Source organism: Stutzerimonas stutzeri (assembly GCF_009789555.1).
GTDB classification, from domain to species: domain Bacteria; phylum Pseudomonadota; class Gammaproteobacteria; order Pseudomonadales; family Pseudomonadaceae; genus Stutzerimonas; species Stutzerimonas stutzeri_R.
In genome coordinates, this window is sequence record NZ_CP046902.1 from 3,376,132 (window position 1) to 3,402,703 (window position 26,572).

Consider the following 26,572-nt stretch of genomic DNA (forward strand, 5'->3'; position numbering starts at 1 on the left):
TGCGCTAGGCCGTCTCGCGCGTGCCAAGCGCCGCTTCTTCGTAGTCCAGTTCACGCAGCAGGGTCTGCAGCATCTGCTCGTCGATCAGGTGGCGTTTGCGCATCCGGTACATTTCCTTGCGCTGCACGGCGATGGCCTGCACGCGAATGTCGCGTTCCAGTGCAAGCGTCTGGCGCGCCTGGTTCGCCCGGTCGTGGTGATCCATCAGGGCTTCGATGTCATGTCGGTAGGACTCGGTCACCCGCGCCGTGACCTCGCTGCGCAGCAGCGCCTGGTCGGGGTCGTCGACCGGATTCGCCTGCTTCCAGTTTTCGAGCCAGGTGACCGCGGCCTGAGCGGCAATCCGACGGGCTTTCTTGAGCGCCTCCTTGTGTTCCTCGAAGTCATTGTTGGGCAACTGCTTGAGGAAATAAGGAATGCCCAGCGCGCCGACCAGCAAGGACAGGATGATCACCGCGGCTGCCAGGAAGATCATCAGGTCACGTCCCGGAAACGGCGTATCGCCAATCATCAAGGGGATGGAGAGCACGCCGGCCAGCGTGATCGCACCGCGCACGCCCGCCACCGCGCTCAGCGCGGAAAACAGGCGCAGGGGCTTGGGCTGGACCGTCTTGCCCAGCAGGCGCCTTATCCGCGCCTCTCCCCAATGATAGGCGTAGACGAAGGCGAAACGGACCGCCAGCAGCAGCGCCATGATCGCCAGCGCGCTGAACACCAGCATCGGCATGCTGTAACTCTGGTGCCCCGCCGCTTCCCAGACGCGCTCGATGATCCGGGGGAACTGCAACCCCAGCAGCAGGAATACCAGGCCGTTGAAGCTGAAATCGAGCATTTCCCACACGCTACGGTTGAGGATGCGAGTGCTGGTCTTGACCGGCAGCATGTCGATGCGGCTCTGCACCATCCCCGCCGCCACCGCCGAGAGAATCCCCGACATCCCGGCGTGCTCGGCGAGGTAGAACGCGGCGAAAGGTAGCAGCAGGATCATCACCACGTAGGTGGACGGATCGAACAGGTCCCGTGACGTCATCCACTGCTTGCCCTTGCCGACCACCCAACTCAGGCCGGCGCCGATCAACAACCCACCCAGCGCGATGACGAAGAATTCGCCCGTCACGGTGACCAGCGAAAAACTCCCGGTAATGGCTGCGGCCAGCGCGAACTTGAAGGAAACCAGGCCCGTGGCGTCGTTCATCATCGCCTCGCCTTCCAACTGGTGCGCCATGTGCCTCGGCAGCCGGCCCTGGGCGATGGCAATTACCGCCAATGCATCGGTCGGCGAGAGAATGGCCGCCAGCGCGAAGCTCGCCCCGAGCGGAATCGCCGGCAGCAGCCAGTGGATGAAGTAGCCCACCACCACCAGGATGATCAGCACCAGTACCAGCGCCATGGCGGTCATTTCCGCACCATGCTCGGTGAACTCGCGCTTGGGGATCTTCCAGCCGTCGTAGAACAGCAACGGGGGGATGAACAACAGCATGAAGATCTCGGGCTGAAGTTCGACCCCCATGCCGAACGGTGGAAGCGCCAGCACACTGCCCATGATGATCTGCAGGATCGGCAGCGGTAGCGGAACGACATTGGCCAGAACGCGGCTTGCACCCACCGCAAGCAACAGCAGGAAGATCAGGTAGAGCGTTTCCATAAGGCCGGAGGGCTCTCTGCGATGAATTGGCAAGGTGCATGCGACAGGTTCGCGCATGCTGGAAGTATAGACAGGCATTCCGTGCCGGCTCGCTCGCCAGCCCTTCTGGCCGATAAGGCCCTGGCTTTCCAGTGACCCGCCCATCAGACGTCGTGCGGATGGGCAGGCGTCACCCTTGATGAAAGGCTTTTCCACCCGCCGGGCGTGCCGCCTGCCGGTGTCCGCTTTTCAAGACAGCATGCCCAGCGCCCCGGACACTTCTGCCATTCATGTCGCCCTCGCTGGACAGTCAGGCTGCGACGACATTTCTCCCGGTGGCGTCGCATGGCGCGGGAGCCGTGCGACAGACGCACGGCGACCGGCTATCGGGGCGCAGCAGCCCGGCAACGGTGCTGGCACGGCTTTGGCTCGGACCGAACGGCCTGGCCGAATCCGTATCGTTTCCGGGCGCACTCGCCTCGTGGCGTATGCCGCGGGCAGAACAACAACAACAAGAAGAAGGAAGCCCCCATGAAAGCAACCCGTGCACGCCGCGCTGGCCCCTCCCGCCTGCTGCTGGCCGCGCCCGCCCTGCTGACGGTCGCCATTGCCGAGCCAACGCTCGCCGCCAGTTGCAGCGAACTGTCCGGAGCCCGGATTCCCGCCACGGCGATCGCCTTGCCGACGTCCGGCGCCAGGGTCACCGCCGCGACCCCGGTGCCTGGCGGCGGCAGCGCCCCCCAGACCTTCGGACCCTATTGCGACTTGAGCGTGGAGATCGCTCCGGTCGACCCGAGCGCACCGGCGATCAGAATGCGCCTCGCACTACCCGAGCAATGGAACAGTAAAGCGATGATGTACGGCGGCGGCGGTTACAACGGCACCGTCCCAAACGTCGCCGGCAATGTCCCCGCCGGACCTGCCGACCAACCGACGCCGCTGGGCCGGGGCTATGCCGTGTTCGGCAGCGACTCGGGCCATGTCGCCAATCCGGTCAATCCTGGCGACTTCGCCTGGAACGACGAAGCGCTGGCCAACTACGCCCACGATGCGCTGAAGAAAACCCGGGACACGGCGATCTATCTCATCGAACGGCGTTACGGCCAACCACCGGTGCGCAGCTACTTTGCCGGCGGCTCCACCGGTGGCCGCGAGGCGCTCGCGGTGGTGCAGCAGTGGCCCGAAGACTTCCACGGCGCGATCGTTCTCTACCCGGCCTACAACGCGGCGGCCCTGGACTTGCAATTCGGTCGCATCACCCGCGCGCTGGCGGCTCCCGGCGCCTTTCCCAGCCTGGAAAAACGGGCGGCACTGCTGGAGTCCGCCCTGCAGGCGTGCGACGGGCTCGACGGCGCATACGACCGCGTCATCAGTAATCAATCGGCTTGCAATGCCCGGTTCGATCCGGCGAAAGCCAAACTGAACGGCCGTCCTCTGCGCTGCCCTGCCGGAGCCGACACCGGCAACAGTTGCCTGTCCGATGCACAGATACATGCGTTGAAGGTGTTCGACACCCCGATCCGCTTCAGCCAACCGCTGGCCAGCGGCGAACGCGGCTATCCGGGCTTCAACACCTGGGGCACCGATCTCGGTCGGCCGGGCGACGGGGTTCAGGCGGTGGTCACACGGCTGGGCCTGAATACCCTGCAACCGACCTATCCGATGCCCGTGCACGGCACCGGTTTCGCCGAGGGCGCGCCGTACCATTCGGGATTCTGGGATGAGTGGGTGCGTTACTTCGTGACGCGCAATCCGGCATTCAATGCGCTGACGCTCGACCCGACCCAACTGGGCCCCTGGCAGGCGCGGGTCGATGCGCTGTCGCTGCGCCAGGACGTCAATCAGACCGACCTTTCGGCGTTCGTCGCCAATGGCGGCAAGATTCTCATGGCGCATGGAACCTCGGACCAGTTGGTCAGCACCCGCGCCACCGCGGACTACTACCAGCGTGTACAACGGGACATGGGCGTCGGCCAGACGCGCCAGTTCTTGCGTTATTACGAGATTCCCGGCTATGGCCATGCAGCCAGCACGCTGTTCAACGCTGCCTGGGATTCGGTCACGGCCCTGGAAAGCTGGGTCGAACGGGGTATTGCGCCCAAGCGGCAGATCGTCACCGATACCGTCGCGGTGCCCGGTCGCACGCGTCCGCTCTGCGAGTACCCCGCGTGGCCGAAATACAAGGGAAAGGGCCAGGTGAACGACGCGTCGAGTTTCGTCTGCGTGAAAAGCCAGTCAGGCCGGCACTGAGCCGTCACCCGCGCAACCCATCGGCCAGGGCACGCCCCTGCGCCTGATGGATTGCCGACCTCGAGCCGTAACGCCGTCCGAGGCGCTGGACAAGCTGAAGAATTGCGCATCAAGGTGCGAAACGCGACGGTGCGCGGCAACGTCGCGCCGACACCGGCAAAAACGCGCCCGATCCTGAGCGACACGCTGGCGCTGTGGTAGCGCCGGCGGCTCGACTCGAATCCCTTGGTGGGTCTTTTGCCGGGCCCCGCGGCCCGGTTTACGATCCGATCAGCGCCGAAGGAAGGCCAGTACGCGCTGGGTGAAATCGTCGCCCACCTCGACGTTCGACAGGTGCGCCGCCTCGAACTCCACCCACTCGGCGCCAGCGACGCGCGCCTGGATGAAACGCCCATGTTCGGGCGTGGTTACCGGGTCCTGGCTGCCGCAGACGACCAGCGTGGGGACCTTGATCGCACCGAGCTGGTCTCGATAATCGGCGTCGCGCACTGCCGTGCAATTGGCGGCGTAGCCGGCTGGCGAGGTGCTGGCGATCATCTGGGTGATGCGGCGGGTCTGGCTGGGCTGGTGGGCGGCGAAGGCCGGCGTGAACCAGCGTGCGATCGCGGCATCGCGCATGTCGCGCATGGCCTGCTCGCCGCCCTCGAGTACGGTCTCGATCCGCTCGTTCCACACGTCGTCCGTGCCAATCTTCGCCCCGGTGTTGCACAGCACCAGCCGCGTCAGGCGCTCGCCGGCGTTGATGCCCAGCCACTGACCGATCAGCCCGCCCATGGACAAGCCGCAGAAGGCGAAACGGTCGATCCCCAATGCATCCACCAGGCCCAGCACATCGCGACCAAGCTGCTCGATGCTGTACGGCCCCGGAGTCACCGCGGATGCGCCGTGACCGCGCGTGTCGTAGCGCAGGACATGAAAATGCTCGCTGAACGCCGGCAACTGAGCGTCCCACATGCCCAGATCCGTACCCAGCGAATTGGACAGGACCAGGACCGGCGCGTCGACCGGCCCATCGAAACGATAATTCAGTTCGCCATCGGCGAGTGCTACGCAAGGCATGGGCGATCTCCCCCAAAAAGTCGATTCAAGCGCGCCGCGGATGCGTGCACACCGCTTGCCCCGGCATACGCGGCTTCGCGTTTGCAGCACGGCCGCACCCTTCCCGAGCGCCACCTCGATGGCGGTTGTGCGGCTATGCGGGCGTCACTCAGGGTCAGACCCTTTCAACCGCCAGTGCCAGACCCTGCCCTACGCCGACGCACATCGTCGCCAGGCCGAGCTTGCCGCCGGATTTTTCCAGGGCGTGCACGGTCGTCAGCACCAGACGCGCGCCGCTCATGCCCAGCGGGTGCCCAAGGGCAATCGCGCCGCCCTGCGGGTTGACCTTCGGGCTGTCGTCTTCCAGGCCCAGATCGCGCGTGACGGCTAGCGCCTGGGCGGCGAAGGCTTCGTTGAGTTCGATTACGTCGAAATCGCTCACGGCCAGGTTCAGACGCTCGCACAGCTTGCGTACCGCCGGCACCGGCCCGTAGCCCATGACCCGCGGCGCAACGCCCGCACTGGCCATCCCCAGCACCTTGGCGCGCGGCGTAAGGCCGTACTTCTGCACCGCCTCGGCACTGGCGAGGATCAGCGCTGCCGCGCCGTCGTTGACGCCCGAGGCGTTGCCCGCCGTGACGGTCTTGTCCGGACCGTTGACCGGCTTGAGCTTGGCCAACGCTTCGGCGGTGGTATCAGGACGCGGATGCTCGTCGGTGTCGACCACCGTGTCACCCTTGCGGCCCTTGATCACCACGGGAACGATTTCCTCGGCGAAGAAGCCGGCGGCCTGTGCCTTGCCGGTACGCTGCTGGCTGCGCAGCGCAAACGCATCCTGGTCCTCTCGGCTGATGTGGTGCTCTTCAGCCACGTTGTCGGCGGTCTGCGGCATCGCATCGACGCCGTACATTTCCTTCATCCTGGGGTTGATGAAGCGCCAGCCGATGGTGGTGTCCTCGATCTTCTGCGTGCGGCCAAATGCCGTATCGGCCTTGCCCATCACATACGGCGCGCGGGTCATGGACTCGACGCCGCCGGCGATCGCCAGCTCCATTTCGCCGCAGGCGATGGCACGGAACGCACTGCCCACCGCATCCATGCCCGAGGCGCAAAGACGGTTGAGCGTCACGCCCGGCACGGTTTCCGGCAGCCCCGCAAGCAGCGCCGCCATTCGTGCCACGTTGCGGTTGTCTTCGCCGGCCTGGTTGGCGCTGCCCATGAAGACTTCTTCGATCGCAGCCGGATCGAGCCCGGGATTGCGCTCCAGCAATGCTCTGATCGGGGTTGCCGCCAGGTCGTCGGCGCGCACCGCGGCCAGCGCACCGCCGAAGCGGCCGATGGGTGTGCGTACGGCGTCGCAGATAAAGACTTCGCGTGTCACTCGTCACCTCCAGATTGTCCGTGGGCGGCGGCGGTGCGGGCCTCCAGGGCGCGCAGAGCCTCCAGTTCGTGCTCGGTCGGGGGCGTGGTTTCGCCAAGATTGTCAGCAAACCGAATCGCCCAACCGGTGTTTTCGATGACCTGTTCCCGGGTCACACCCGGGTGCAGCGACGTCACCACGAATTCGTTGGACCCCGCTTCGGGCTCCATGATGCACAGGTCGGTGATGATTCCCACCGGCCCGTTGCCCGGCAAGCCGAGCGCTTTGCGGTGATCGCCACCCTCACCAAAACCGACCGAGGTGATGAACGCAAGCTTGTCGACAAATGTGCGGTGCGACTGCTTGAGGATGATCAGCACCTGCTTGGCCGACCCGGCAATTTCCGGCGCTCCGCCCGCGCCTGGCAAGCGAACTTTCGGTTGGTGATAGTCGCCGATCACCGTGGTGTTGATGTTGCCGTACTTGTCGACTTGCGCGGCGCCGAGAAAACCGACGTCGATGCGCCCACCTTGCAGCCAGTAGCGGAAGATTTCCGCCGTAGGCACCACCGTATCGGCCGTTTCGGCCAATTCACCGTCGCCGATGGACAGTGGAAGTACCGATGGCTTGGCGCCGATGGGACCGGATTCGTAGATCAGCACGACATCGGGCGCATGGGTCAGGCGCGCCAGGTTGGCCGCCTTCGAGGGCAGACCGATGCCCACGAAGCAGACACTGCCGTCAGCCAGGCGGCGTGACGCGGCCACCGTCATCATTTCATGAGTGGAGTAGTTCATTGCTTGGCCTCCTGCTGCGCGGCCAGCTTGGCCTGAAACGCCGGGAAATCTTCGGTGCCGTGAATGAATTCGTCGATCCAGGCGGTGAACGTGTCGCGGTCGCGGGCGATCGGGTCCCACTGCTGGTAGAAGCGATTGTCGCGTTCGTAATAGCCGTGTGCGTAGGACGGATGAGCACCGCCCGGCACATGGCATACCGCAGTAAGCGCCCAGGTCGGCAGCACGCAGGCGTTCATCGGCGCGTGAAGCTCATCGACGATTTCCTCGACGGTGACGATGCAACGCCTGGCGGCCAGCGCGGCCTCCTTCTGCACGCCGAGAATGCCGGCGATCAACACGTTACCCTTGCGGTCAGCCTTCTGCGCGTGGATCACGGTCACATCGGGACGCACGCTCGGCACGGCCGCGAGCTTCTCACCCGTGAAAGGGCATTCGATGTATTTGATCGTCGGGTTGACCTTGGGCAGGTCGGAGCCCAGGTACGCGCGCAGCACCGCGAACGGTAGACCAGACGCACCGGCGACATAGGCATTGGCAAGGTCCGCGTGGCTGTGCTCTTCGATTTCCAACGGCTGTGGCCATTGCCTCTCGACAGCGTCGCGCAGCCGGTGCAGCGAGCCGACACCGGGGTTGCCGCCCCAGGAGAACACCAGTTTCTTCGCGCAACCGGCGCCGATCAGCAGGTCATAGACCAGATCAGGCGTCATTCGAACCAGCGTCAGGTCGGTTTTGTGCTGACGGATGATTTCGTGCGCGGCGGCAGTGGGGATCAGGTGGGTGAAGCCTTCGAGGGCGACGGTGTCGCCGTGACTGACGAAGCGATCGATTGCCTCGTTTAAGGGAAGAAGCTCGGCCATGGGTCATGTCTCGTCTTGGAGTCCGGATGCACGAACGTATCCGCGCGTGGACCCACACTAACCACCAGAGCCGGACAGAACAATCCGATAATCGAATCACCGTTCGATTATCGAACACAACCCCGCCTCTCTGTAAAGCCAACGATCGCTGCCGACTCGGCCTGGCGCGATGTGGGCCGCTCGCTCGTGATCAGTGAAAGAGACGGGTACTCAGCTCCTTGCTCGCCTCCAGCAACACGGGCAGGAAACGTGTCTCCAGTTCCTGCCGGGTCACTCGACTGGCGTGGGTTCCGACGTTGAGTGCGGCGAGCACCTGGCCGGCCGAGTCCTTCAACGGCACGGCCAGCGAGCGCAGACCGACCTCGAGTTCCTGGTCGATGATGACCCATCCCTGCTGGCGGATGATCTCGACGGACGCACGGATGGCCTCGGGCGTGTGCAGGGTCCGACTGGTCTTGATCTGCAGGTTGGCGTGTTCCAGGTAGTCGTCCAGCGCCGCATCGTCCAGCGCCGCGAGCAGAATCCGCCCCATGGATGTGCAATAGGCCGGCAACCGGCTGCCCACGCTGAGATCGACGGAAATCAAGCGCTGCGGCGTGGCCGACCGCGCGACATACAGCACCTCGTCTCCCTCCAGGGTCGCCATCGAGCAGGCTTCGTGGAGCTGATCGCTGAGGCGGTCGAGGATCGGCTGCGCGGTGACCGCGAGCGGGGTCGAGGAAAGATACGCATGGCCGAGCGTCAACACTTTGGGCAACAGCGAATACGTGCGGCCATCGGTAGTGGCGTAGCCCAGTTTGATCAGGGTATGCAGGCAACGCCGAACCGCCGCGCGCGGGATCTCCGTGCGATGGCTGATCTGCGCGATGGTCAGATGCCGCTTGCGCTCCTGAAACGCATGAATCACCGCCAGCCCGCGTGCCAGCGAAGTCATGAAGTTCGGATCGCCGGTCAGCGCTTCGATGCGTTTGGCCGGCGACGCGATGATGGCAGGCGCCATCGGGCGGTTACGAGGGCAGGATTCGTCTTTCATGGCGGACGGCCTTGTCGGAAAGCGGTGTTCGATTATCGTCCTATTGGTCGATAATCGCAAAACGTGCCACCTCGGCGACACGCGATCCGCACTCCACGACCGACGCCCTTACAGCAGTTGCCAGGTGTAGTTGAAGATCAGCCGGTTCTCGTCGATGTCGCTGCGGTAGTTGGATCGTGCCGTGACGTTGCGCACCCGTATCCCGAGGTTCTTCAGTACACCGCTCTGGATTGTGTAGCCAAGGTCCAGGTCGCGCTCCCACTCCTGGCCCTCGAAGCCTCGCCCGGTGTCGACGTTGTCGCCGCGGATATAGCGCACCGTGGACACCAGACCCGGCACACCGACCGCCGAAAAATCGAAATCGTGGCGCACCTGCCAGGAGCGCTCGTCGGCGCCGGCGAATTCATAGGTGGGCACTTCATTGCCCAGCGGGCTGACATTGTTGAACACCCTGGGGAAGGCGTCGTCGCCGAACATCGCTTGATAGCCGATCGATACGGTGTGCCCGCCGCGTTTGGCGGACAGCACGCTGAACAGCGCCCGGTTGTCGATATCGCCCAACAGCCGCGCGCCGTCTTCCTTCGAATCGTAAAAACCCAGGTTGGCACCGAACACCCAGTCGCCCACCGGCTCGCTGTGCTTGAGGCCGTAGAAACGCTGGTTGTAGATATCTTCAAGCTGGGCGTACCAGACGCCTGCCGAGGTCCGGTTGTCGTTGAAGGCATAGTCGGCGCCGGCATAGCTGAAGCGATCGGTTTGCGCATGACCGGCCAGCTGCGGAACATGCCCGAGCTTCGCCCGCAGCTTGCCGTCTCCGGCCTCGTTCAGCACGCTGGCCGAGTGAAGCTGCCCGACTTGCAGCGTCAGCCCATCGATTTCCTGCGAGACGAGGCTAGCGCCCTGGTAGGTCGGCGGCAGCAGGCGGATATCGCTGAACGTCAGCACCGGCAGGTTCGGCGTCAATTCGCCGAGCTTCAGCTCGGTCTTCGACAACCGAGCCTTGAGCGCCGCGCCGAGGCGGCCGAAGTTGTCCGCCGCCTTGCCGTCACTGCCGGCCGGCAGCAGGCCGGTGTTGACCCGACTGGCGCTGCTGTCGAGCTTGAAGCCCAGCTGACCGAGCACATCCACGCCGAAGCCGACCGTGCCCGGCGTATAGCCGGATTTCACGTTAAGGATGAAGCCTTGGGCCCACTCCTCCGACTTCGACTGTTGATTCGCGCCGACGATGTCGGAGAAGTCTCGGCTGAAGTAGTAATTGCGAGCCTGCAGCGTGGCCGTGGTGCCTTCGATGAAGCCTTCATCGGCAGCAAAGGCCGAGGGAAGGCAAAGGGCGGCGCCGATGGTTGCTGCGATACGGGGGCGTTGTGACATCTTTTTCATGGTTTGGACTCGTTGTTGTTGTTTTTCGGGTGCACGCCGCCGCCTCACCAGCGCAAGCCGGCGAGAACGACGAAGGGTTGGGTTGCGAGTGGCCGCTGTGGCAATCAGCGAGCGGTTTGTTCCTCGTCCAGCGATGCCGGCGGGCTGGCAGGCAGCAGTGCCGGTGGTCGCCTGAGCGTCAACAGCAGGTGCGCGGCGATACCGAAGATCAATCCCCAGAAAGCCGCGGACAGGCCGAGGAACGACATGCCCGATGCGGTGACCAGAAAGGTGATCAACGCGGCTTCACGGTCTTCGGGCACCGACATGGCGGCACTCAGCGCGCCACCGATGGCGGCCAGCAATGCCAGGCCGGCGAGCGCAGCGACCAGCGCGGCGGGAAAGGCTGTGAAGATCGATACCAGGGTGGCGCCGAAGACGCCCAGCAGCAGGTAGAACACTCCGCCGGAGATGCCAGCGATGTAACGTTTGCGTGGGTCCTCATGGGATTCCTTTCCGGAACAGATTGCCGCGGTGATCGCCGCCAGGTTCAGGCCGTGGCAACCGAACGGTGCCAACAGCATCGTGCCCAGCGCGCTGCTGGCGATGAGCGGGCTCGCGGGGGTCTGGTAGCCATCGTTTCGCAGCACGGCCATGCCGGGTACGAACTGGCCGGTCAGCGCCACCATGACCAGTGGGAACGCCACGCCGAGCATGACCTGCCAGCTGAACTCCGGCGTGATCCAGACCGGTACCGCGAGGCCGATGACCAGCGCCTCGCGGTGCAGTTCGCCGCTGGCAAGGGCCATCGCGACGCCGACTACCAGCACGGCCATCACGGCGTAGCGCGGCATCACGCGCTTGAACATCAGGTAGGTCCCGAACATCGCCAGCACCAGCCAGGGTTGTTCCTTGACCGACACGAACAGGCCGGTCCCGAAGCGAAACAGGATGCCTGCGAGCATTCCGGCAGAGATGGCTGCGGGCAGCTTGTGGATGATCTTGTCGAACGCGCCGGACAGCCCGACCAGCAGGATGATCAGGCTCGACACCAGATAGGCGCCGACGGCCTGGTTCATGCTGATGTCGGGCAACATGGTTACCAGCAATGCCGAACCGGGCGCAGACCAGGCAATGATGATCGGCACCTTGTAGCGCAGGCTCAGGACGATCCCGAGTATCCCGCTGCCGATGGAGATGCTCCAGATCCAGGACGACAGCACGTCGTGCGCAAGCCCGCCCGCCTTGGCCGCCTGGAAAATGATCACCAACGGCCCGGCATAGGAAATCACCGTCGCGATGAAGCCCGCGACCACCGCGGACAAGGAGAGGTCTCTGAGTAGCGTTTTCATGGCGCCTCGCAAGTCAGGCCGGCAATCCGTGGCGGTGCCCGAATCGCTCTTGTTGTGGGGTGCTGCGAAAACCCGCATACCGACGCAGTGTCGATGACGCCTCATTCGCCCACTGCCGGCACCTGCCGAGCACCGGGCGATGAACAGAGCGCCAAGCCGTCCTGCGGTCCGGCCCTCGCCAGCGGCCAGGGCGGAACCGCAAAAGGTGACGGATGATCAAGCGTGCCATCGGCCCGCTTCAGGCGTCCTGCAAGGCGCGCGGTCGCTGGCTGCGCTGCTCGGCCTGGGGCGCGGGCGCCTGTTGCAGCTGGAAATCGAACGCCACCTCGGCGAACCGCCCCGCTACGCCACGGGCTTGCGCGGCCTGCGGGTCGTCGTTGAAATGAATGTCACCCACCAGCCCGTCGCGTGTCGCATAGGCGAAATCGTCCCACAGGTATTTGTCGCCCGACAGGTTGATCTGGGTGGTCAGGTGACGATGACCGGGCGCCGAGATGAAGAAGTGGATATGGGCGGGACGCTGCCCATGCCGTCCGAGTAGATCCAGCAGCTCCTGCGTCGGTCCGTCCGGCGAGCAACCATAGCCGGACGGCACGATGCTGCGCGCCCGGTAACGGCCCTCGGCGTCGGTGATGATGCGGCGGCGCAGGTTGTAGTCCGACTGGGTCTTGTCGAAATAGGAATAGTTGCCTTGGGTATTGGCGTGCCAGAGGTCGACGATGGCGCCGACCAAAGGCTTGCCGTCCGGGCCTGTGACCTTGCCGTGCAGGAACATCACCGTGGCGATGCCGTCTTCGCTGCCGTCGTCCATACGGGCCTCGCCCTCGGCCATCGGTGCGCCGGCGACGTACAGCGGACCTTCGATGGTGCGGGGCGTGCCACCGGTCAGGCCGATCTGCGCGTCCTTGGCGTCTTCGAGCAGATCCAGGAAATGTTCGAGGCCAAGCCCGGCCACCAGCAGCCCCGCTTCATTGCGTCCCCCGAGACGGTTGATATAGTCCACGGCTTTCCAGAATTCATCCTGGGTAATTTCCAGGTCCTCGATGATCTTCACGCTGTCCAGCAGCACGCGGTTGATGATGGTCTTCAATCGGGTGTTGCCCCGGTCGGTGTCGAAGCCGCTGGCTTGCTTGAAGAAGTTCTGGATGTCGGGCGAATGGGAAATTTTCACAGTCATGGCTCAGGCCTCATCTTGTAGTTTTGGTCAGTTGACACGGGCCGGGATGCCCGGCCGATGCCCGCAGGTCAGGTATCGTCTTCGCGGATTGACGAGGGGTGCCGGCACAGGGCATTGATTTCGATCTCCATGTAGGGATAGAGCGGCAGCTGCATCAGGGTGTCGTGCAGCTCTTGCACGCTGGCCACGTCGAACAGGCTGTAGTTGGCGTACTGTCCGGCGATGCGCCACAAGTGGCGCCACTTGCCTTCACGCATCAAACCCTGGGCCAGCTCCTTTTCCTCGGCCTTGATCTTCGCGGCCTTTGCCGGGTCCATGTCGACCGGCAGTTTTACGGTCATCTTTACGTGGAACAGCATGGTTTCAGCCTCCGGTTACTTGCGACTGAAGAACGCCAGGCGCTCTTCATCGAGTGTCAGGCCCAGGCCCGGCGTGCGCGGCACTTCCAGCTGGAAGTCGCGGTAGACCGGCGCCTCGGTGACGATTTCTTCGGTGAGCAGCAGCGGCCCGAACAACTCGGTGCCCCAGGTCAGTTGCTTGAGGGTGACGAAGGCATGCGCCGAGGCCAGGGTGCCGACCGACCCTTCGAGCATGGTCCCGCCGTACAGGGCAATACCGGCCGCTTCGGCAATCTGCGCGGTGCGCAGCACCGCGCGAGGGCCGCCATTCTTGGCAATCTTGAGGGCGAAGATGCTGGCCGCGCCGTCCGCAGCAAGGCTGAAGGCGTCCTCGACGCTTTCAATGGATTCGTCGGCCATGATCGGCGCCGGGCTTCGTTGATTCAGGCGCACCTGCCCGCTGCGGTTGATGCGTGAGATCGGTTGCTCGATCAGGTCGATGCCGTTCTCGCCGAGGACCTGGCAGGCGCGAATCGCCTGCGATTCATCCCAATACTGATTGACGTCGACGCGCACGCTGGCGCGCTCCCCCAGCGCTTTCTTGATCGCAATGACATGCTTGAGATCGGCATTCACCTCGTTGGCGCCGATCTTCAGCTTGAACACGCGGTGGCGGCGGATATCGAGCATGCGCTCGGCTTCGGCGATGTCCTGCCCGGTGTCGCCGCTGGCAAGCGTCCAGGCGACCTCCAGACTGTCGCGCAGGCGCCCGCCAAGCAGTTCGCTGACCGGCAGACCGAGGCGCTTGCCCTGCGCATCGAGCAGCGCGCTTTCCAGACCGGACTTGGCGAAGGTGTTGCCCTTGGCCGCCTTGTCCAGACGCTGCATGGCTGCGTTGATGTTGGCGGCGTCCTGGCCCACCAGCAACGGCCCGAGATGGCTGTCGATATTGGTCTTGATGCTCTCCGGGCTCTCGTTGCCGTAGGCCAGGCCTCCGATGGTGGTGGACTCGCCGATCCCTTCGACGCCGTCGCTGCAGCGAACCCGGATGATGACCAGCGTCTGCTTCTGCATGGTGTGCATCGCCAGCTTGTGGGGACGAATCGTCGGCAGGTCGACGATCAGTGTCTGGATGCCTTCGATCAGGACTGTACTCATGTGGTTCTTCCAGTGGATGCGTTGGGTCAGGCCGCGCCAGCGGCCAGGGGAGCTGGGGCCGCCTGGGCGCGCTGCGCACTGATGGCAAACAGGGTCATGGCCAGCGCCGCGATCACGCCGGGAATGGCGAAGGCCATGAAGTTCAGTTGCAGCGGGAGGTTGATGCCCATCAGCGCGCCACCCAGCAATGGGCCGACGATCGCACCGTTGCGGCCGATGCCCGATGCCCAACCAAGCCCCGTGGAGCGGATCGACAACCCGTAAAGCTGCGCGGCACCGGCGTACAGCAGGATCTGCGTGCCGATGGTGGTGGCGCCGGCCACGGCAATCAGCAGGTAAAGGATGGGCATGGGGCTGTTGAAGCCAAGCAGGCTGATGGAAACCCCGGCCGCAATGAAGAACGCCACCATCACCTTGACCAGATTGAATCGATCACCCAGGTAGCCGCCAAGAATCGCACCGAACATGCCGCCGAAGTTCAGCGCGAGCAGGAACGACAGGCTCGAGCCCAGGCTGTAGCCGGCGTTGGCCATCAGCTTGGGCAACCAGGAGCTGAGCGCGTAGACCATCAGCAGGCAGCAGAAAAACGCCACCCAGAGGCACAGCGTGCGCAGCGCGCGGCCCTCGCGGAACAACTCGATCACCGAGGTGCCGCGCTTCTTCGCCTCGACCATCAACAACTGATCGTCCAGGCGAAGATCACGTTGCGGGTCCACCCGTTTGAGCAGCGCGCGCGCCTGCTCGATGCGCCCCTGGCGCACCAGGAAACCGATGGATTCGGGCAGATACCAGAGGATCAGCGGCAACAGCAGCAACGGCAGCGCGGCGGCGAAGAACATCGACTCCCAGCCGAAACGCGGCAGCATGAAAATACCAACACCCGCCGACAGCATGCCGCCGACCGAATAGCCACTGAACATGATCGCAACCAGGGTGCTGCGCAGCCGCTTCGGCGCGTACTCGTTCATCAGCGCCACCGCATTGGGCATCAGGCCACCGCAGCCGAGGCCGGCGATGAACCGGCAGACGCCGAACTCGGTCGGGTTGCTGGCGAAACCGTTGAGAATGGTGGCGCAGGAGAACAGCGCGAAGCAGATCGCAATGCCTTTCTTGCGCCCGATCCGGTCTGCCAGGCTGCCGAACGCCAGGGCGCCAAACATCATGCCGAACAACGCATAGCTTCCCAGCGCGCCGGCTTCCAGCGGGCTGAGATTCCATTGCTGCATCACCGATGGCAGGACCACGCCATAGATGAACAGGTCATAGCCGTCGAAGATCAGTAGCAGCGCGCAAAGCGCCATGACCATCCAGTGGAAGCGGTTGAACCGCGCGTTGTCGATGATTTCGGGTACGTCTATCTGTCGCATGGCAAGGCTCTCTCTTGTTTTTGTATTGATTGCCCGATCCCTGGCCGGATATTGCGCAGGGGCCAGGGTGTGATCAGCCCAGGTCACCACCGCCTACGGGCAGGGTGACGCCGGTGATGTAGGACGCATCGTCCGAGGCGAGGAAAAGAATCGCCCCGGCCTGCTCGTCTATGGTCCCGTAGCGCTTCATCAACGTTGAATCGACGGTCTGGTCGACGATCTGCTGGTACCAGCGCTTGTCCTGCTCGCTCTGCTCCGCCGTATTGCGCGGGATACGCCGCGGCGGCGCCTCTGTACCGCCGGGTGCGGTGGCGTTGACGCGAATACCGCGCTGGGCGTTCTCGAAGGCGAGGCAGGCGGTCAGTGCATTCACGCCGCCCTTGGCCGCGCCATAGGGCACACGGTTGAGGCTGCGGGTCGCGATCGAAGACACGTTGACGATCGCGCCACTGCCCTGCTCGAGCATGTGCGGCAGTGCGGCATGGCAACACCACAGCGTGGGAAACAGCGAGCGCCGGACTTCCGCCTCGATCTCCTGCTCCCGGTAGTGTTCGAAGGGCTTGGCCCAGATGGTGCCGCCGACGTTGTTGACCAGAATGTCGAGACGACCGAAGCGCTCCTTGGCCGTATCCATGACTCGGTGACAGTCGCCGAACTGCTCCAGATCGGCAGTCAGGGTGATCACCTCGACACCCCTGGCACCCAACTCATCCGCCAGTTCGTGGACCAGCTCGGAGCGATCGACCAGTACCAGGCGCCCGCCCTCCTCGGCCATGCGCTCGGCCACTCGGCGGCCGATGCCCTGCGCGGCGCCCGTGATGACCGCCACTTTGCTTGCAAAACGCTTGTTCATCATGCGACCTCGTAAAAAGTGGCTCCCAATACATACTTGCGCGTGCTTCTTCAGGCGTTTGGTAAAACCCGACCGGCCCAGCGCCACACACGGCTCCCCGCTCTTATGGGAGGCCGGACCCGCGCACCAGCCCCGCCGCTCTTGTGGGAGGCCCGACCCGGGGCGAAGCGCGGACCGGCCTCTGATCCGCATTCGCCGCGAGGGCGCGCCTCCCACTAGAACCGCACCAACCCCGCCGCTCTTGTGGGAGGCCCGACCCGGGGCGAAGCGCGGGCCGCCTCTGATCCGCATTCGCCGCGAGGGCGCGCTCCCACCAGAACCGCACCAGCCCCGCCGCTCTGGTGGGAGGCCCGACCCGGGGCGAAGCGCGGGCGCCTCTGATCCGCATTCGCCGCGAGGGCGCGCCTCCCACTAGAACCGCACCAACCCCGCCGCTCTTGTGGGAGGCCCGACCCGGGGCGAAGCCCGGGCCGGCCTCTGATCCGCATTCGCCGCGAGGGCGCGCCTCCCACCAGAACCGCACCAACCCCGCCGCTCTTGTGGGAGGCCCGACCCGGGGCGAAGCGCGGGCCGGCCTCTGATCCGCATTCGCCGCGAGGGCGCGCCTCCCACCAGCACCGCACCAACCCCCCGCTCTTGCGGGAGGCCCGTCCCGGAGCGAAGCGCGGGCCGGCCTCTGATCCGCATACGCCGCGAGGGCGCGCCTCCCACCAGAACCGCACCAACCCCGCCGCTCGTGTGGAAGGCCCGACCCGGGGCGAAGCGCGGGCCGCCTCTGATCCGCATTCGCCGCGAGGGCGCGCCTCCCACTACAACCGCACCAACCCCGCCGCTCTGGTGGGAGGCTTGAGCCGGGGCGAAGCGCGGGCCGGCCTCTGATCCGCATTCGCCGCGAGGGCGCGCCTCCCACTACAACCGCACCAGCACCGCCGCTCTTGTGGGAGGCCCGACCCGGGGCGAAGCGCGCGCTCAAGGGGCCGGACCAGACGCGCTAGGCGCTGGCGGCGAATTTCTCGTAATAGAAGTTCGTCGGCTCCAACCCCTGTTCACGAATGAACTGGCTGACCGCTTCGACCATGGGCGGTGGGCCGCAAAGGTAGATGTCCACTTCGCCGTCGTTGAGGTGCCTGGGCTCGATGTGCTGGGTGACGTAGCCCTTGTGCGGATAGGCGCTGTCCGGGCTGGCCACGCAGGCGCTGTAGCTGAAGTTGGGAATACGCGCAGCGAAGGCCTCGAGCCTGTCCATTTCCACCAGATCATGGTCGTGGGTGACGCCGTAGATCAGGTGCAACGGGTGCCCGCTGCCCTGCTCGGCGATCTTTTCAAGCATCGCGGTGAAGGGCGCGAGGCCGGTCCCGCCCGCCAGCAGCAACAGGGGCCGCTTGATCTCGCGCAGATAAAACGCGCCCAGTGGGCCCGCCAGGTTGAGGTGGTCGCCGGCCTTGGCGAGGTGGGTCAGGAAACTGCTCATCAGCCCACCCGGCACATTACGGATCAGGAAGCTGACTTCGCCGTTCTTCTGCAGCGAGCTGAAGGAGTAGGCCCGGGTCTGGTCGCTACCGGGCACCTGCAGATTGACGTACTGTCCCGGCAGGAATGCCAGCTGGCTCAACGACTCGCCCTTGATCGACAAGGCAATGGTGCTTTCGGACAACTGACGCACCTGGCTGATTGCGGCCTGGTAGCTGGCCTGCTCGGTCTTGCAAAGGTCCGATGCCGCCGGCACGCGAACCACGCAGTCGCTTTCGGCGCGCATCTGACAGGTCAGCACGTAGCCCTGCGCGGCTTCGTCCTCGCTCAGCGCATCCTCGATGTATTCCTCGCCGAGGTCATAGCGACCGCTTTCGGCGAAGCATTTGCAGGCGCCGCACGCGCCGTCACGGCAGTCCAGCGGCACATTGATACCCTGACGATAAGCCGCATCGGCAACCGTCTCACCGATATGGGCGTCGATGAAACGGGTGACGCCGTCTTCGAAGTTCAACGCGATCTTGTAAGTCATGGCGGCGCCCTCAGAGGTGGTAGACGTCGATCATCTGGCGGATGTAGTCGTTTTTCAGCACGACCTTCTTGGCCTTGATCAGCGGGTTCTCGCCGCGCACGTCGAGGGTGTAGAAGTTGGTGCCGTAGAAGTGGTCGACGGTCTTGTAGCGAAAGCTCATCGTGTGCCAGTTGTAACGCAGCTTGCAGAGGCCATCGGCCTGCTCGAGCAACTCCAGATTGCTGATGTTGTGGCTGGTGCGGGTATCGGGAATGGTCGCGCTGGAACGCTCGGTCTTGATGCGGAACACACGGTCTTCCAGGCCACCACGGTTGCCGTACCAGATCAGCGATATCTCGCTCTGCGGGTCCTCGGTCAGCTGGTCCCGATCATCCCAGGCCGGCATCCAGAAGGTGGCGTCCGGGGCATACAGCTCCAGCCAACTGTCCCATTGCTTGTCGTCGAGGTAGCGCGCTTCGCGGTAAAGGAAATCCCGCGCGGCATCGTAGGAAAGCGTCATCTACGCACCCTCCACATGGATCAGCCGATCCTGTTCCGCCTTCACGGCTTGGATCATCTGTTGCTGCCAGTACTGGTGCTGCATGACGAACAGCCCCTCGTCTTCCGAGCGCGCGCCGCTGAGCTTCGGATACAGCCCGATTTCCCTGGCGCCTTCGTCGGGACCGTCGATCCAGTGCTTGGCGCCACGGGACATGTCGTTCCATTCCATGGCACGCCCCTGGAAGCCGGCCTGACAGGCACGAAACTCTTCGAGATCGTCCGGCGTGGCCATGCCACTGACGTTGAAGAAATCCTCGTACTGGCGGATGCGGATCGCGCGCGCCTCTGCGCTTTCGCCCTTTGGCGCGATGCAGTAAATGGTGACTTCGGTCTCATCGACCGAGATCGGCCGCGCGATCCGCAGCTGCGAACCGAACTGGTCCATGAGGTACAGGTTCGGATACAGGCACAGGTTTCTGGAGTTGCCGATCATCCAGTCGGTACGCGCCTGGCCGAACTCGGCGATCATCTCCTCGCGGCGGGCGTACAGCGGACGGTCTTCGGGGTTGTCCCAACGCGTCCAGAGCAGCAGATGGCCGTTTTCGAAGGAGTAGAAGCCACCCCCCTTCTTGCCCCAGCCGCCGGCGCTCATGGTGCGGATTTCCTCGCCGGCTTCACGCAGCTTGCGTTGGTTCTGGGTGGCCGCGTAATTCCAGTGCACCGCCGTGACGTGATAGCCGTCGGCACCGTTTTCGGCCGTCAGCTTCCAGTTGCCACCGAACACGTAGCTCGACGAGCCGCGCAGCACTTCGATGCCTTCGGGTGACTGGTCGACGACCATGTCGATGATCTTCTTCGACTCGCCCAGAAATTCATCCAGCGTCGCCACGTCTTCGCGCAGGCTGCCGAACAGGAAGCCGCGGTAGGATTCGAAGCGTGCGATTTTCTTCAGGTCGTGCGAGCCGTCGCAGTTGAAGCTGTCCGGGTAGCCGGCTTCCTTGGGGTCCTTGACCTTCAGCAGCTTGCCGGAATTGTTGAACGTCCAGCCGTGGAAGGGACAGGTATAGGTCGCCTTGTTGCCACTCTTGAAACGACAAAGCATGGCGCCGCGGTGGCTGCAGGCATTGATGAAGGCATTCAGCTCGCCGTCCTTGTTGCGCGCGATGAAGATCGGCTGGCGACCCATGTAGGTCGTGTAGTAGTCGTTCTTCTCGGGGATCTGGCTTTCGTGGGCGAGATAAAGCCAGTTACCCTCGAAGATGTGCTTCATCTCCAGATCGAACAACCGAGGATCGGTGAACATCTCGCGCTTGCAGCGAAAGATGCCCTTGTCTTTATCGTCTTCAAGCAGCGAATCAAGGTAGTCGAATCCCAGGGACATGGCCGGGGCCTCCATTGTTTTTGTGTCTACGTGATGAAGGCTACGGCGCGGGACGCGGCATCAATATCCGTTTCCTGCAGGACCTTTATCCGTTTTCTGCAAAAACAAGGGGGCTGGCGCGCGAAGCGCCAACGACGCGCGATGGGCAAAGGAAGAAGCAGGAACGCCTGGCGCGTCCGCGCGGCAGAGTCGCCGTCAGGGTTGGCGCATTATCGCCGCGATGCTTTGCGCCAGCGCATCCTGACCGAATGGCTTGGCAAGCCGGGGCAGCTTGAATGCGGGCCCGCTCAGCTTGTCGGCATACCCCGTCACGAGGATGACCGGCAGGGTCGGATACTGGCGCGCAATGACCTCGGCCAGCTGTGAGCCGGTCATGTGGGGCATCGCCTGGTCGGTCAGCACCAGGTCGACCGGGTTCTGCGCCAGGATCTCGAGCGCCTGGCTCGCGGAATCCGCCTCGAACACCTGACAGCCAAGTTCCTCGAGCATGGCGCCGGTGGTCATCAGTACCAGCGGATCGTCATCCACGGCCAGCACACTGAGCGTCATCGAAGCTTGCGATTGAAACACCCGCGAATGTTCGTCCTTGGCTGGCAGGTCGGTATCTTTCGCCAGCGGCAACCACAGCTCAGCAGTGGTACCGCGTCCTTTCTCGCTCTGGAGTGTCAGCCTGCCCCCGATTGCGCGGCCAGGCCATGGACCATCGACAGCCCCAGCCCCGTTCCCTTGCCGACGCCCTTGGTGGTGAAGAAAGGCTCCATCGCCTGCTCCAGTGTCGCCGCGTCCATGCCTTCGCCTTCATCGGTCAGCGCCAGGCGCAGATAATCGCCGGGTGCCAGCGAGCCCTCCTGCGACTCAAGCACATGTTCACGCGCAGACAGGGTCACGATGCCACCCTCGGGCATCGCATCGCGGGCGTTCACCGCCAGGTTGAGAAGCGCCATTTCGATCTGGTTGGCGTCCGCCAGCACCGGCTTGAGCGAGAGGGGAAACCGGGTCACGATCTGGATTCCAGGGCCGAGCGATTGCCGAAGCAGATCGGCCATTCCATGCACCAGGGCGGGGATGTCAACCAGTTCGAGATGAAGCTCCTGGCGCCGCGCGAACGCCAGCATCCGCTGCGACAGCGAGACACCACGCTGGGCGCCGTGGATGGCGTTGTCCAGCAACCGCACGATGGCCGGATCGTCCGGGACCCGGCGGGAAATGATTTCCAGCCCGCCCAGCACCGCCATGAGGAGATTGTTGAAGTCGTGCGCGATGCCGCCTGTCAGGCGGCCGAGGGCCTCCATCTTCTGCGACTGGAACAACGCTTCTCGCGCCTTTTCCAGCTCACGCTGCGCCTCGACGCTTTCAGTGATGTCGCGGGTCACCTTGGCAAACCCTATCAGGGTGCCGGTGTCGCTGTGGATCGGGTCGACCACGACGTTGGCCCAGAAACGTGAGCCATCCTTGCGTACGCGCCAACCCTGGCTCTCGAAACGCCCCTCGCGCAAGGCGATCTGGAGCCCCCGCAGCGGGGCGCCGTCCTGCCGGTCTTCTTCGGTGAAGAACAGCGAATAGTGCCGGCCGATGATTTCGTCCGGCAGGTAGCCCTTGATACGTTGCGCGCCCACGTTCCAGTTGGTCACGATGCCAGTCGGGTCAAGCATGTAGATGGCGTAGTCGGTGACGCCCTGGACCAGCAAGCGGAACTGCTGCTCGCTCTGTTTCAGCGACTCCTCGGCCAGCTTGCGCTCGGTCAGGTCGCGGGTGATCTTGGCGAAGCCGAGCAGGCTGCCGGTGGGCGACCAGATCGGATCGACCACCACATGGCACCAGAAGCGCGTACCGTCCTTGCGCACACGCCAGCCTTCCCCCTCGAAACGCCCCTCGGACGCTGCGGTGTCCAGGGTGCGCTGTGGCAGTCCCGCCGCACGGTCGTTGTCGGTATAGAAGCGGGAAAAATGCTGCCCGAGGATTTCCGCCTCTTCATAACCTTTGAAACGCCTCGCCCCCGGGTTCCAGCTCGCAATCGTGCCATCGGCGTTCAGCATGTAGATGGCGTAATCGGCCACGGCGTCAATCAACAGACGGTACCGATCTCGCACCTCCATTGGCGCATCGGACGATGCAGCGTCTCGCATGAACACACCTACAGCCGAGTGAATTAGTCGGGATTAGACCAGTGCGATGGCCAAATGAAAAGCCATAAAGTCCGTTACGTCACCCGCAAAGCATGGAATCGGGCGCAGCGCTTCGTTCGATTCGCACCGCGCTGTGCCTCGTGCCAGGAGGCTTACGAACCGGCCTGCCTCGCAGAAGCGGGCACCATGCCGTACTCGCTGCCGTTTCGATGGTGCCCGAAGCCGGGCGGTCACAGCGTCGGCACTTGGGCAGCCCGGCACCGGCGACCCGCCGCGACCGGGCCGGGCCGGTGAGATGAATGGCCCATAGCCGCACCCGAGTGCGCTGGCCTCAATGATGCTTGCGCAGGGTATCGGACGGCAGCTCGCCGAAGGTGCTCCTGTAGGTCTCCGAAAAACGTCCCAGATGCAGGAAGCCATAGTCCATGGCGATCTCCGTGACGTTGCGGACCTTGGACGAGGGATCGCTCAGACATCCGTGAATCTGCTCCAGCTTGCGCCGGCGAATGTAGGACTTGGGCGTCGTGCCGAGCTTGCGCTCGAACAGCATGTACAGCGAACGCGCACTCATGTTCGCCACTTGCGCCAGCTGTTCGACCGAGATGTCCTTCTTCAGATGCTCGTCGATATAGTCGGTGATCCGCCCGAACGAGGGGCAGCTTTCGCTCAGCGCCTCGCGATGGATGTTGTTGGCCAGGGTGCACAACAGCTTCGATGCGATGAGGCGACTGTACTGTTCCTGCAATTGCGGGACGCAATGCTCGGCCTCCGCTTCCTGGCAGATCAGTCCGAGCAGGCTTTCGATCCCTTCGAGTTGCTTCAGGTCGTAGCGGCTGGCGGTAAACCGGATGCCTTCACCTGGCGCTCGCCAGTGATTGTCGGCGCAGGCCTTTTCCAGAAACGAGGCCGGCAGCTTGACGATGAGCTTTTCGCAGTCGTCGGAGTAAGTCAGGTCCACGGGATCGTCCGGGTTGATCAGCAGCAGCTCGCCGGGCGTGAAATAGTGCTCCTGGCCGCGGCCGCGCCAGAGGCAATGACCGCGTTGCAGCAGTTGCAGGTGATAGATCGTTTCGAGTGCCGGCGAGGTGACATGCACGCTGCCTCCGTAGCTCAACTTGCACAGGTCGAGCTTGCCGAAGGTGCAATGGCTCAGGCTGGCCTGCGGATTGCCAGTGCGTGGCAACTGGATGCAATGCACGCCGACGTGCTGATTGACGTACTCGGACACTGCATGGGGGTCGGCACGTTCGAAAATCCTGCTTTTCGCGTTCAGCAGACTATCCATCACAAGGCACTCTTGTTCTTTCTTATAGTTGGGCTGATGCCCCCGAGCAGCGCCAGACCTTTCGTGTGCAAGACCGCAATGGCGCCGATCTTCGCTTGTGCGCAGCATTCAGGGCTACCGCCAAGCATAGGAGATCGAACCAGGGCCTACATCCGTGCCGTCCGGTAACCGCACGCTTTCTCCGTCAGCCGACCCGTGGAGCGGAGCTGCCGGCTCAGGGCTGCTCGGTTCCAGCGGCCGGGTAGCGTTGTTCGGCGCGCAGGGTGTCCGCGATGGCCTGGGCCGCCACCGAGAGTTCGTGGCCGGGCTTGGTGAGAATGCCAATCGGCTTTTCGATCACCGGATCGCCCAACGCCACGCAGCGCGCCCCCAGCTCCAGCATCTGCGCGCGACATAGCGCCGGCACCGCACTGACACCCAGGCCGCTGGCGACCATGCGCCCGACCGTGGCCAGTTGGTGGCTTTCGAACTGTACGGGTAACTGGCGGCCACGCTGGCGCAAATGATCTTCGAGCATGAAGCGCACCGTCGACGGTCGTTGCAGCGTGATGAAGGGGTAGGCGAGCAAGGCGTCCCAGGCGATTTCCGTCTGGCTCGCCAGTAACGAGTCCGCCGGCACCACGGCGACGAAACGGTCGGTGTACAGCGGCGTGAAGGTCAACGGCGTGGTCGGTTCGGGCTCGAACGCAATGCCCAGCTCCACCTGGCGGTCGCGGACCATCTCCATCACTTGCTCATTGATCACGTCATGCACCGTGACGCTGATCGACGGGTACCGATCGCTGAAGGTGCGCAGCACCGCTGGCAGCAGGTTACCGGCGAACGACGGCATCGAGGCGAGTGCCACCCTGCCCTGTTTCAAGGTGAAGCGCTGGCGCAGCTCATCCTCGGCATTATCCCAATCGGCCAGCAGCCGCCGCGCCAGCGGCAGCAGCGCCTCGCCTTCAGGCGTGAGGCTGACGGCACGTGTCGTGCGGCTGAACAGGCGACCACCCAGCCCGTCTTCCAGCGCCTTGATGGTCAGGCTCAAGGCCGATTGCGAAAGGTGCAGACGCTCGCACGCCTGAGCAAAGCTCAAGGTATGGGCCACCGCCAGGAACGCGCGAAGTTGTTTGACGGTCATCGAGATATCCCGGTAGGCGCCGCCGTTCCCAGCGGCAGTTATTAATTTGTTTAACCAATCAATATCGCTCAAAAATCAACTTAACAAATCACTAATCTACAGGAACACTCGACCGCACGATTCATCAATCTCCAACAACAAGAAGGAATGGTTTATGGCTGGTTTCGACAAGCGCGTCAGCACCTACGCCGAAGCCCTCGAAGGGCTCCAGGACGGCATGACTGTGCTGGCTGGCGGCTTCGGGCTGTGTGGCATCCCCGAGAATCTGATCGCCGAGATCAAACGCAAGGGCACCCGCGAGCTGACCGTCGTCTCGAACAACTGCGGCGTCGACGGTTTCGGCCTGGGCGTGCTGCTCGAAGACCGGCAGATTCGCAAGATGATCGCCTCGTACGTTGGCGAGAACGCCCTGTTCGAGAAGCAGTTGCTCGATGGTGAACTGGAAGTCGAGCTGACGCCCCAGGGCACGCTGGCCGAGAAGATGCGGGCGGGCGGCGCCGGCATCCCGGCCTTCTACACGGCCACCGGTTACGGCACCCCCATTGCCGAAGGCAAGGACGTGCGCGAGTTCAACGGCCGTCCGCACATCCTCGAACACGCCATCACCGGCGACTTCGCCATCGTCAAGGGCTGGAAGGCCGACCGCTACGGCAATGTCATCTACCGGCACACCGCGCAGAATTTCAATCCGCTGGCCGCAGCCGCCGGAAAGATCACCGTGGTCGAGGTCGAGGAAATCGTCGAGCCCGGCGAGATCGATCCCACCCAGATCCACACGCCTGGCATTTATGTCGACCGCATCATCTGCGGCACCTTCGAAAAGCGCATCGAGAAGCGCACCGTCCGCAGCTGAATCCAAAAACAAAAGGCAAAGACCCATGGCACTATCCCGCGAACAAATGGCCCAGCGCGTCGCCCGCGAACTGCAGGACGGCTACTACGTGAACCTTGGCATCGGCATTCCGACCCTTGTCGCCAACTACGTGCCGCAAGGCATGGAGGTCATGCTGCAGTCGGAAAACGGCCTGCTCGGCATGGGCCCCTTTCCCACCGAACAGGAACTGGACGCCGACATGATCAATGCCGGCAAGCAGACGGTCACCGCCCGCGTTGGCGCTTCCATCTTCAACTCCGCCGAATCCTTCGCGATGATCCGCGGCGGTCACATCGACCTGACCGTGCTCGGTGCCTTCGAGGTCGACGTGCACGGCAACATCGCCTCCTGGATGATTCCCGGCAAGCTGGTCAAAGGCATGGGCGGCGCGATGGACCTGGTCGCCGGCGCCGAGAACATCATCGTGCTGATGACGCACGCCTCGAAAGACGGCGAGTCCAAGCTGCTGCCCAAATGCACCCTGCCGCTGACCGGTGCTGGCTGCATCAAGCGTGTGTTGACCGATCTGGCCTACCTGGAGATCGATGATGGCGCCTTCGTCCTGAAGGAACGCGCCCCAGGCGTGAGCGTCGAGGAAATCATCGCCAAGACCGCCGGCCAACTGGTGGTCCCTGATCATGTACCGGAAATGCAATTCGCCTGACCACGGTCGTGTCGAGGCCTCGTGATGCGCCTGCGCACCCGAGGCTTTTCCCGTTTTGAATCCAGGAGATTCGC

21 protein-coding genes and 1 pseudogene are annotated in these 26,572 nt (G+C 63.9%); 3 read left to right on the forward strand and 19 right to left on the reverse strand.

Annotated elements, in window-relative coordinates; translation table 11 throughout:
- Window positions 1-4 precede the first annotated feature (4 nt).
- Window positions 5-1,645: a Na+/H+ antiporter gene (locus tag GQA94_RS15435; RefSeq protein WP_158188850.1), complete on the reverse strand. Its 1,641-nt coding sequence runs from the start codon at window positions 1,643-1,645 to the stop codon at window positions 5-7.
- 510 nt (window positions 1,646-2,155) lie between these two features.
- On the opposite strand from GQA94_RS15435, the gene GQA94_RS15440 reads away from it, so the two are divergent.
- The gene (locus tag GQA94_RS15440) at window positions 2,156-3,874 is read left to right on the forward strand and encodes a tannase/feruloyl esterase family alpha/beta hydrolase (protein WP_158188851.1); all 1,719 of its coding nucleotides are present in this window, start codon (window positions 2,156-2,158) and stop codon (window positions 3,872-3,874) included.
- Between the two features lie 270 nt (window positions 3,875-4,144).
- Here the strand turns inward: GQA94_RS15440 and pcaD are convergent, their stop codons facing one another.
- From pcaD to GQA94_RS15530, 18 genes and pseudogenes are all read right to left on the reverse strand, one after another.
- The gene (gene pcaD, locus GQA94_RS15445; protein ID WP_158188852.1) at window positions 4,145-4,933 is read right to left on the reverse strand and encodes a 3-oxoadipate enol-lactonase; all 789 of its coding nucleotides are present in this window, start codon (window positions 4,931-4,933) and stop codon (window positions 4,145-4,147) included.
- 154 nt (window positions 4,934-5,087) lie between these two features.
- Window positions 5,088-6,293 (reverse strand): 3-oxoadipyl-CoA thiolase, encoded by a 1,206-nt coding sequence (pcaF, locus tag GQA94_RS15450; RefSeq protein ID WP_158188853.1) that lies wholly within the window; start codon window positions 6,291-6,293, stop codon window positions 5,088-5,090.
- Window positions 6,290-7,069 (reverse strand): CoA-transferase subunit beta, encoded by a 780-nt coding sequence (locus GQA94_RS15455; protein WP_158188854.1) that lies wholly within the window; start codon window positions 7,067-7,069, stop codon window positions 6,290-6,292. Before GQA94_RS15455 ends, pcaF begins: the two co-directional genes overlap by 4 nt.
- Window positions 7,066-7,926 (reverse strand): CoA transferase subunit A, encoded by an 861-nt coding sequence (locus tag GQA94_RS15460; RefSeq protein ID WP_158188855.1) that lies wholly within the window; start codon window positions 7,924-7,926, stop codon window positions 7,066-7,068. Before GQA94_RS15460 ends, GQA94_RS15455 begins: the two co-directional genes overlap by 4 nt.
- 190 nt (window positions 7,927-8,116) lie before the next feature.
- A complete protein-coding gene (locus GQA94_RS15465) occupies window positions 8,117-8,959 on the reverse strand; it encodes an IclR family transcriptional regulator domain-containing protein (RefSeq protein WP_158188856.1) in 843 nt (280 codons plus the stop codon).
- A gap of 108 nt (window positions 8,960-9,067) precedes the next feature.
- Window positions 9,068-10,330, reverse strand: a complete 1,263-nt coding sequence (locus GQA94_RS15470; protein ID WP_423835441.1) for an OprD family porin — start codon at window positions 10,328-10,330, stop codon at window positions 9,068-9,070.
- A gap of 113 nt (window positions 10,331-10,443) precedes the next feature.
- Window positions 10,444-11,670 (reverse strand): benzoate/H(+) symporter BenE family transporter, encoded by a 1,227-nt coding sequence (locus GQA94_RS15475; RefSeq protein WP_158188858.1) that lies wholly within the window; start codon window positions 11,668-11,670, stop codon window positions 10,444-10,446.
- A gap of 238 nt (window positions 11,671-11,908) precedes the next feature.
- Entirely contained in the window at window positions 11,909-12,847 is a 939-nt protein-coding gene (gene catA, locus GQA94_RS15480) for a catechol 1,2-dioxygenase (RefSeq protein ID WP_158188859.1), read from the reverse strand.
- Window positions 12,848-12,915: 68 nt separating this feature from the next.
- On the reverse strand, window positions 12,916-13,206 hold the full coding sequence (gene catC / locus GQA94_RS15485; protein ID WP_158188860.1) for a muconolactone Delta-isomerase: 291 nt from the start codon (window positions 13,204-13,206) through the stop codon (window positions 12,916-12,918).
- Between the two features lie 15 nt (window positions 13,207-13,221).
- The gene (locus GQA94_RS15490; RefSeq protein ID WP_158188861.1) at window positions 13,222-14,343 is read right to left on the reverse strand and encodes a muconate cycloisomerase family protein; all 1,122 of its coding nucleotides are present in this window, start codon (window positions 14,341-14,343) and stop codon (window positions 13,222-13,224) included.
- A gap of 26 nt (window positions 14,344-14,369) precedes the next feature.
- On the reverse strand, window positions 14,370-15,710 hold the full coding sequence (locus GQA94_RS15495) for an MFS transporter (protein WP_158188862.1): 1,341 nt from the start codon (window positions 15,708-15,710) through the stop codon (window positions 14,370-14,372).
- A 73-nt stretch (window positions 15,711-15,783) separates the two neighbouring features.
- Window positions 15,784-16,563 carry a 1,6-dihydroxycyclohexa-2,4-diene-1-carboxylate dehydrogenase gene (locus tag GQA94_RS15500; protein ID WP_158188863.1) on the reverse strand — a complete coding sequence of 260 codons (780 nt, stop codon included), beginning with the start codon at window positions 16,561-16,563 and terminating at the stop codon, window positions 15,784-15,786.
- A 991-nt stretch (window positions 16,564-17,554) separates the two neighbouring features.
- Entirely contained in the window at window positions 17,555-18,565 is a 1,011-nt protein-coding gene (gene benC, locus GQA94_RS15505) for a benzoate 1,2-dioxygenase electron transfer component BenC (RefSeq protein ID WP_158188864.1), read from the reverse strand.
- Between the two features lie 10 nt (window positions 18,566-18,575).
- Window positions 18,576-19,064, reverse strand: coding sequence for a benzoate 1,2-dioxygenase small subunit (gene benB / locus GQA94_RS15510; protein ID WP_158188865.1), 489 nt, complete (start codon window positions 19,062-19,064; stop codon window positions 18,576-18,578).
- Window positions 19,065-20,426 (reverse strand): benzoate 1,2-dioxygenase large subunit, encoded by a 1,362-nt coding sequence (gene benA / locus GQA94_RS15515; RefSeq protein WP_158188866.1) that lies wholly within the window; start codon window positions 20,424-20,426, stop codon window positions 19,065-19,067.
- A 195-nt stretch (window positions 20,427-20,621) separates the two neighbouring features.
- Window positions 20,622-22,552, reverse strand: a pseudogene (locus GQA94_RS15520) (PAS domain S-box protein).
- A gap of 331 nt (window positions 22,553-22,883) precedes the next feature.
- On the reverse strand, window positions 22,884-23,837 hold the full coding sequence (locus tag GQA94_RS15525; RefSeq protein ID WP_158188867.1) for an AraC family transcriptional regulator: 954 nt from the start codon (window positions 23,835-23,837) through the stop codon (window positions 22,884-22,886).
- A gap of 214 nt (window positions 23,838-24,051) precedes the next feature.
- Entirely contained in the window at window positions 24,052-24,960 is a 909-nt protein-coding gene (locus GQA94_RS15530) for a LysR family transcriptional regulator (protein WP_158188868.1), read from the reverse strand.
- A gap of 154 nt (window positions 24,961-25,114) precedes the next feature.
- Between GQA94_RS15530 and GQA94_RS15535 the strand changes: the two genes are divergently transcribed.
- Window positions 25,115-25,813: a CoA transferase subunit A gene (locus tag GQA94_RS15535; protein WP_158188869.1), complete on the forward strand. Its 699-nt coding sequence runs from the start codon at window positions 25,115-25,117 to the stop codon at window positions 25,811-25,813.
- A 25-nt stretch (window positions 25,814-25,838) separates the two neighbouring features.
- Window positions 25,839-26,498 carry a CoA transferase subunit B gene (locus GQA94_RS15540; RefSeq protein WP_158188870.1) on the forward strand — a complete coding sequence of 220 codons (660 nt, stop codon included), beginning with the start codon at window positions 25,839-25,841 and terminating at the stop codon, window positions 26,496-26,498.
- Window positions 26,499-26,572 lie beyond the last annotated feature (74 nt).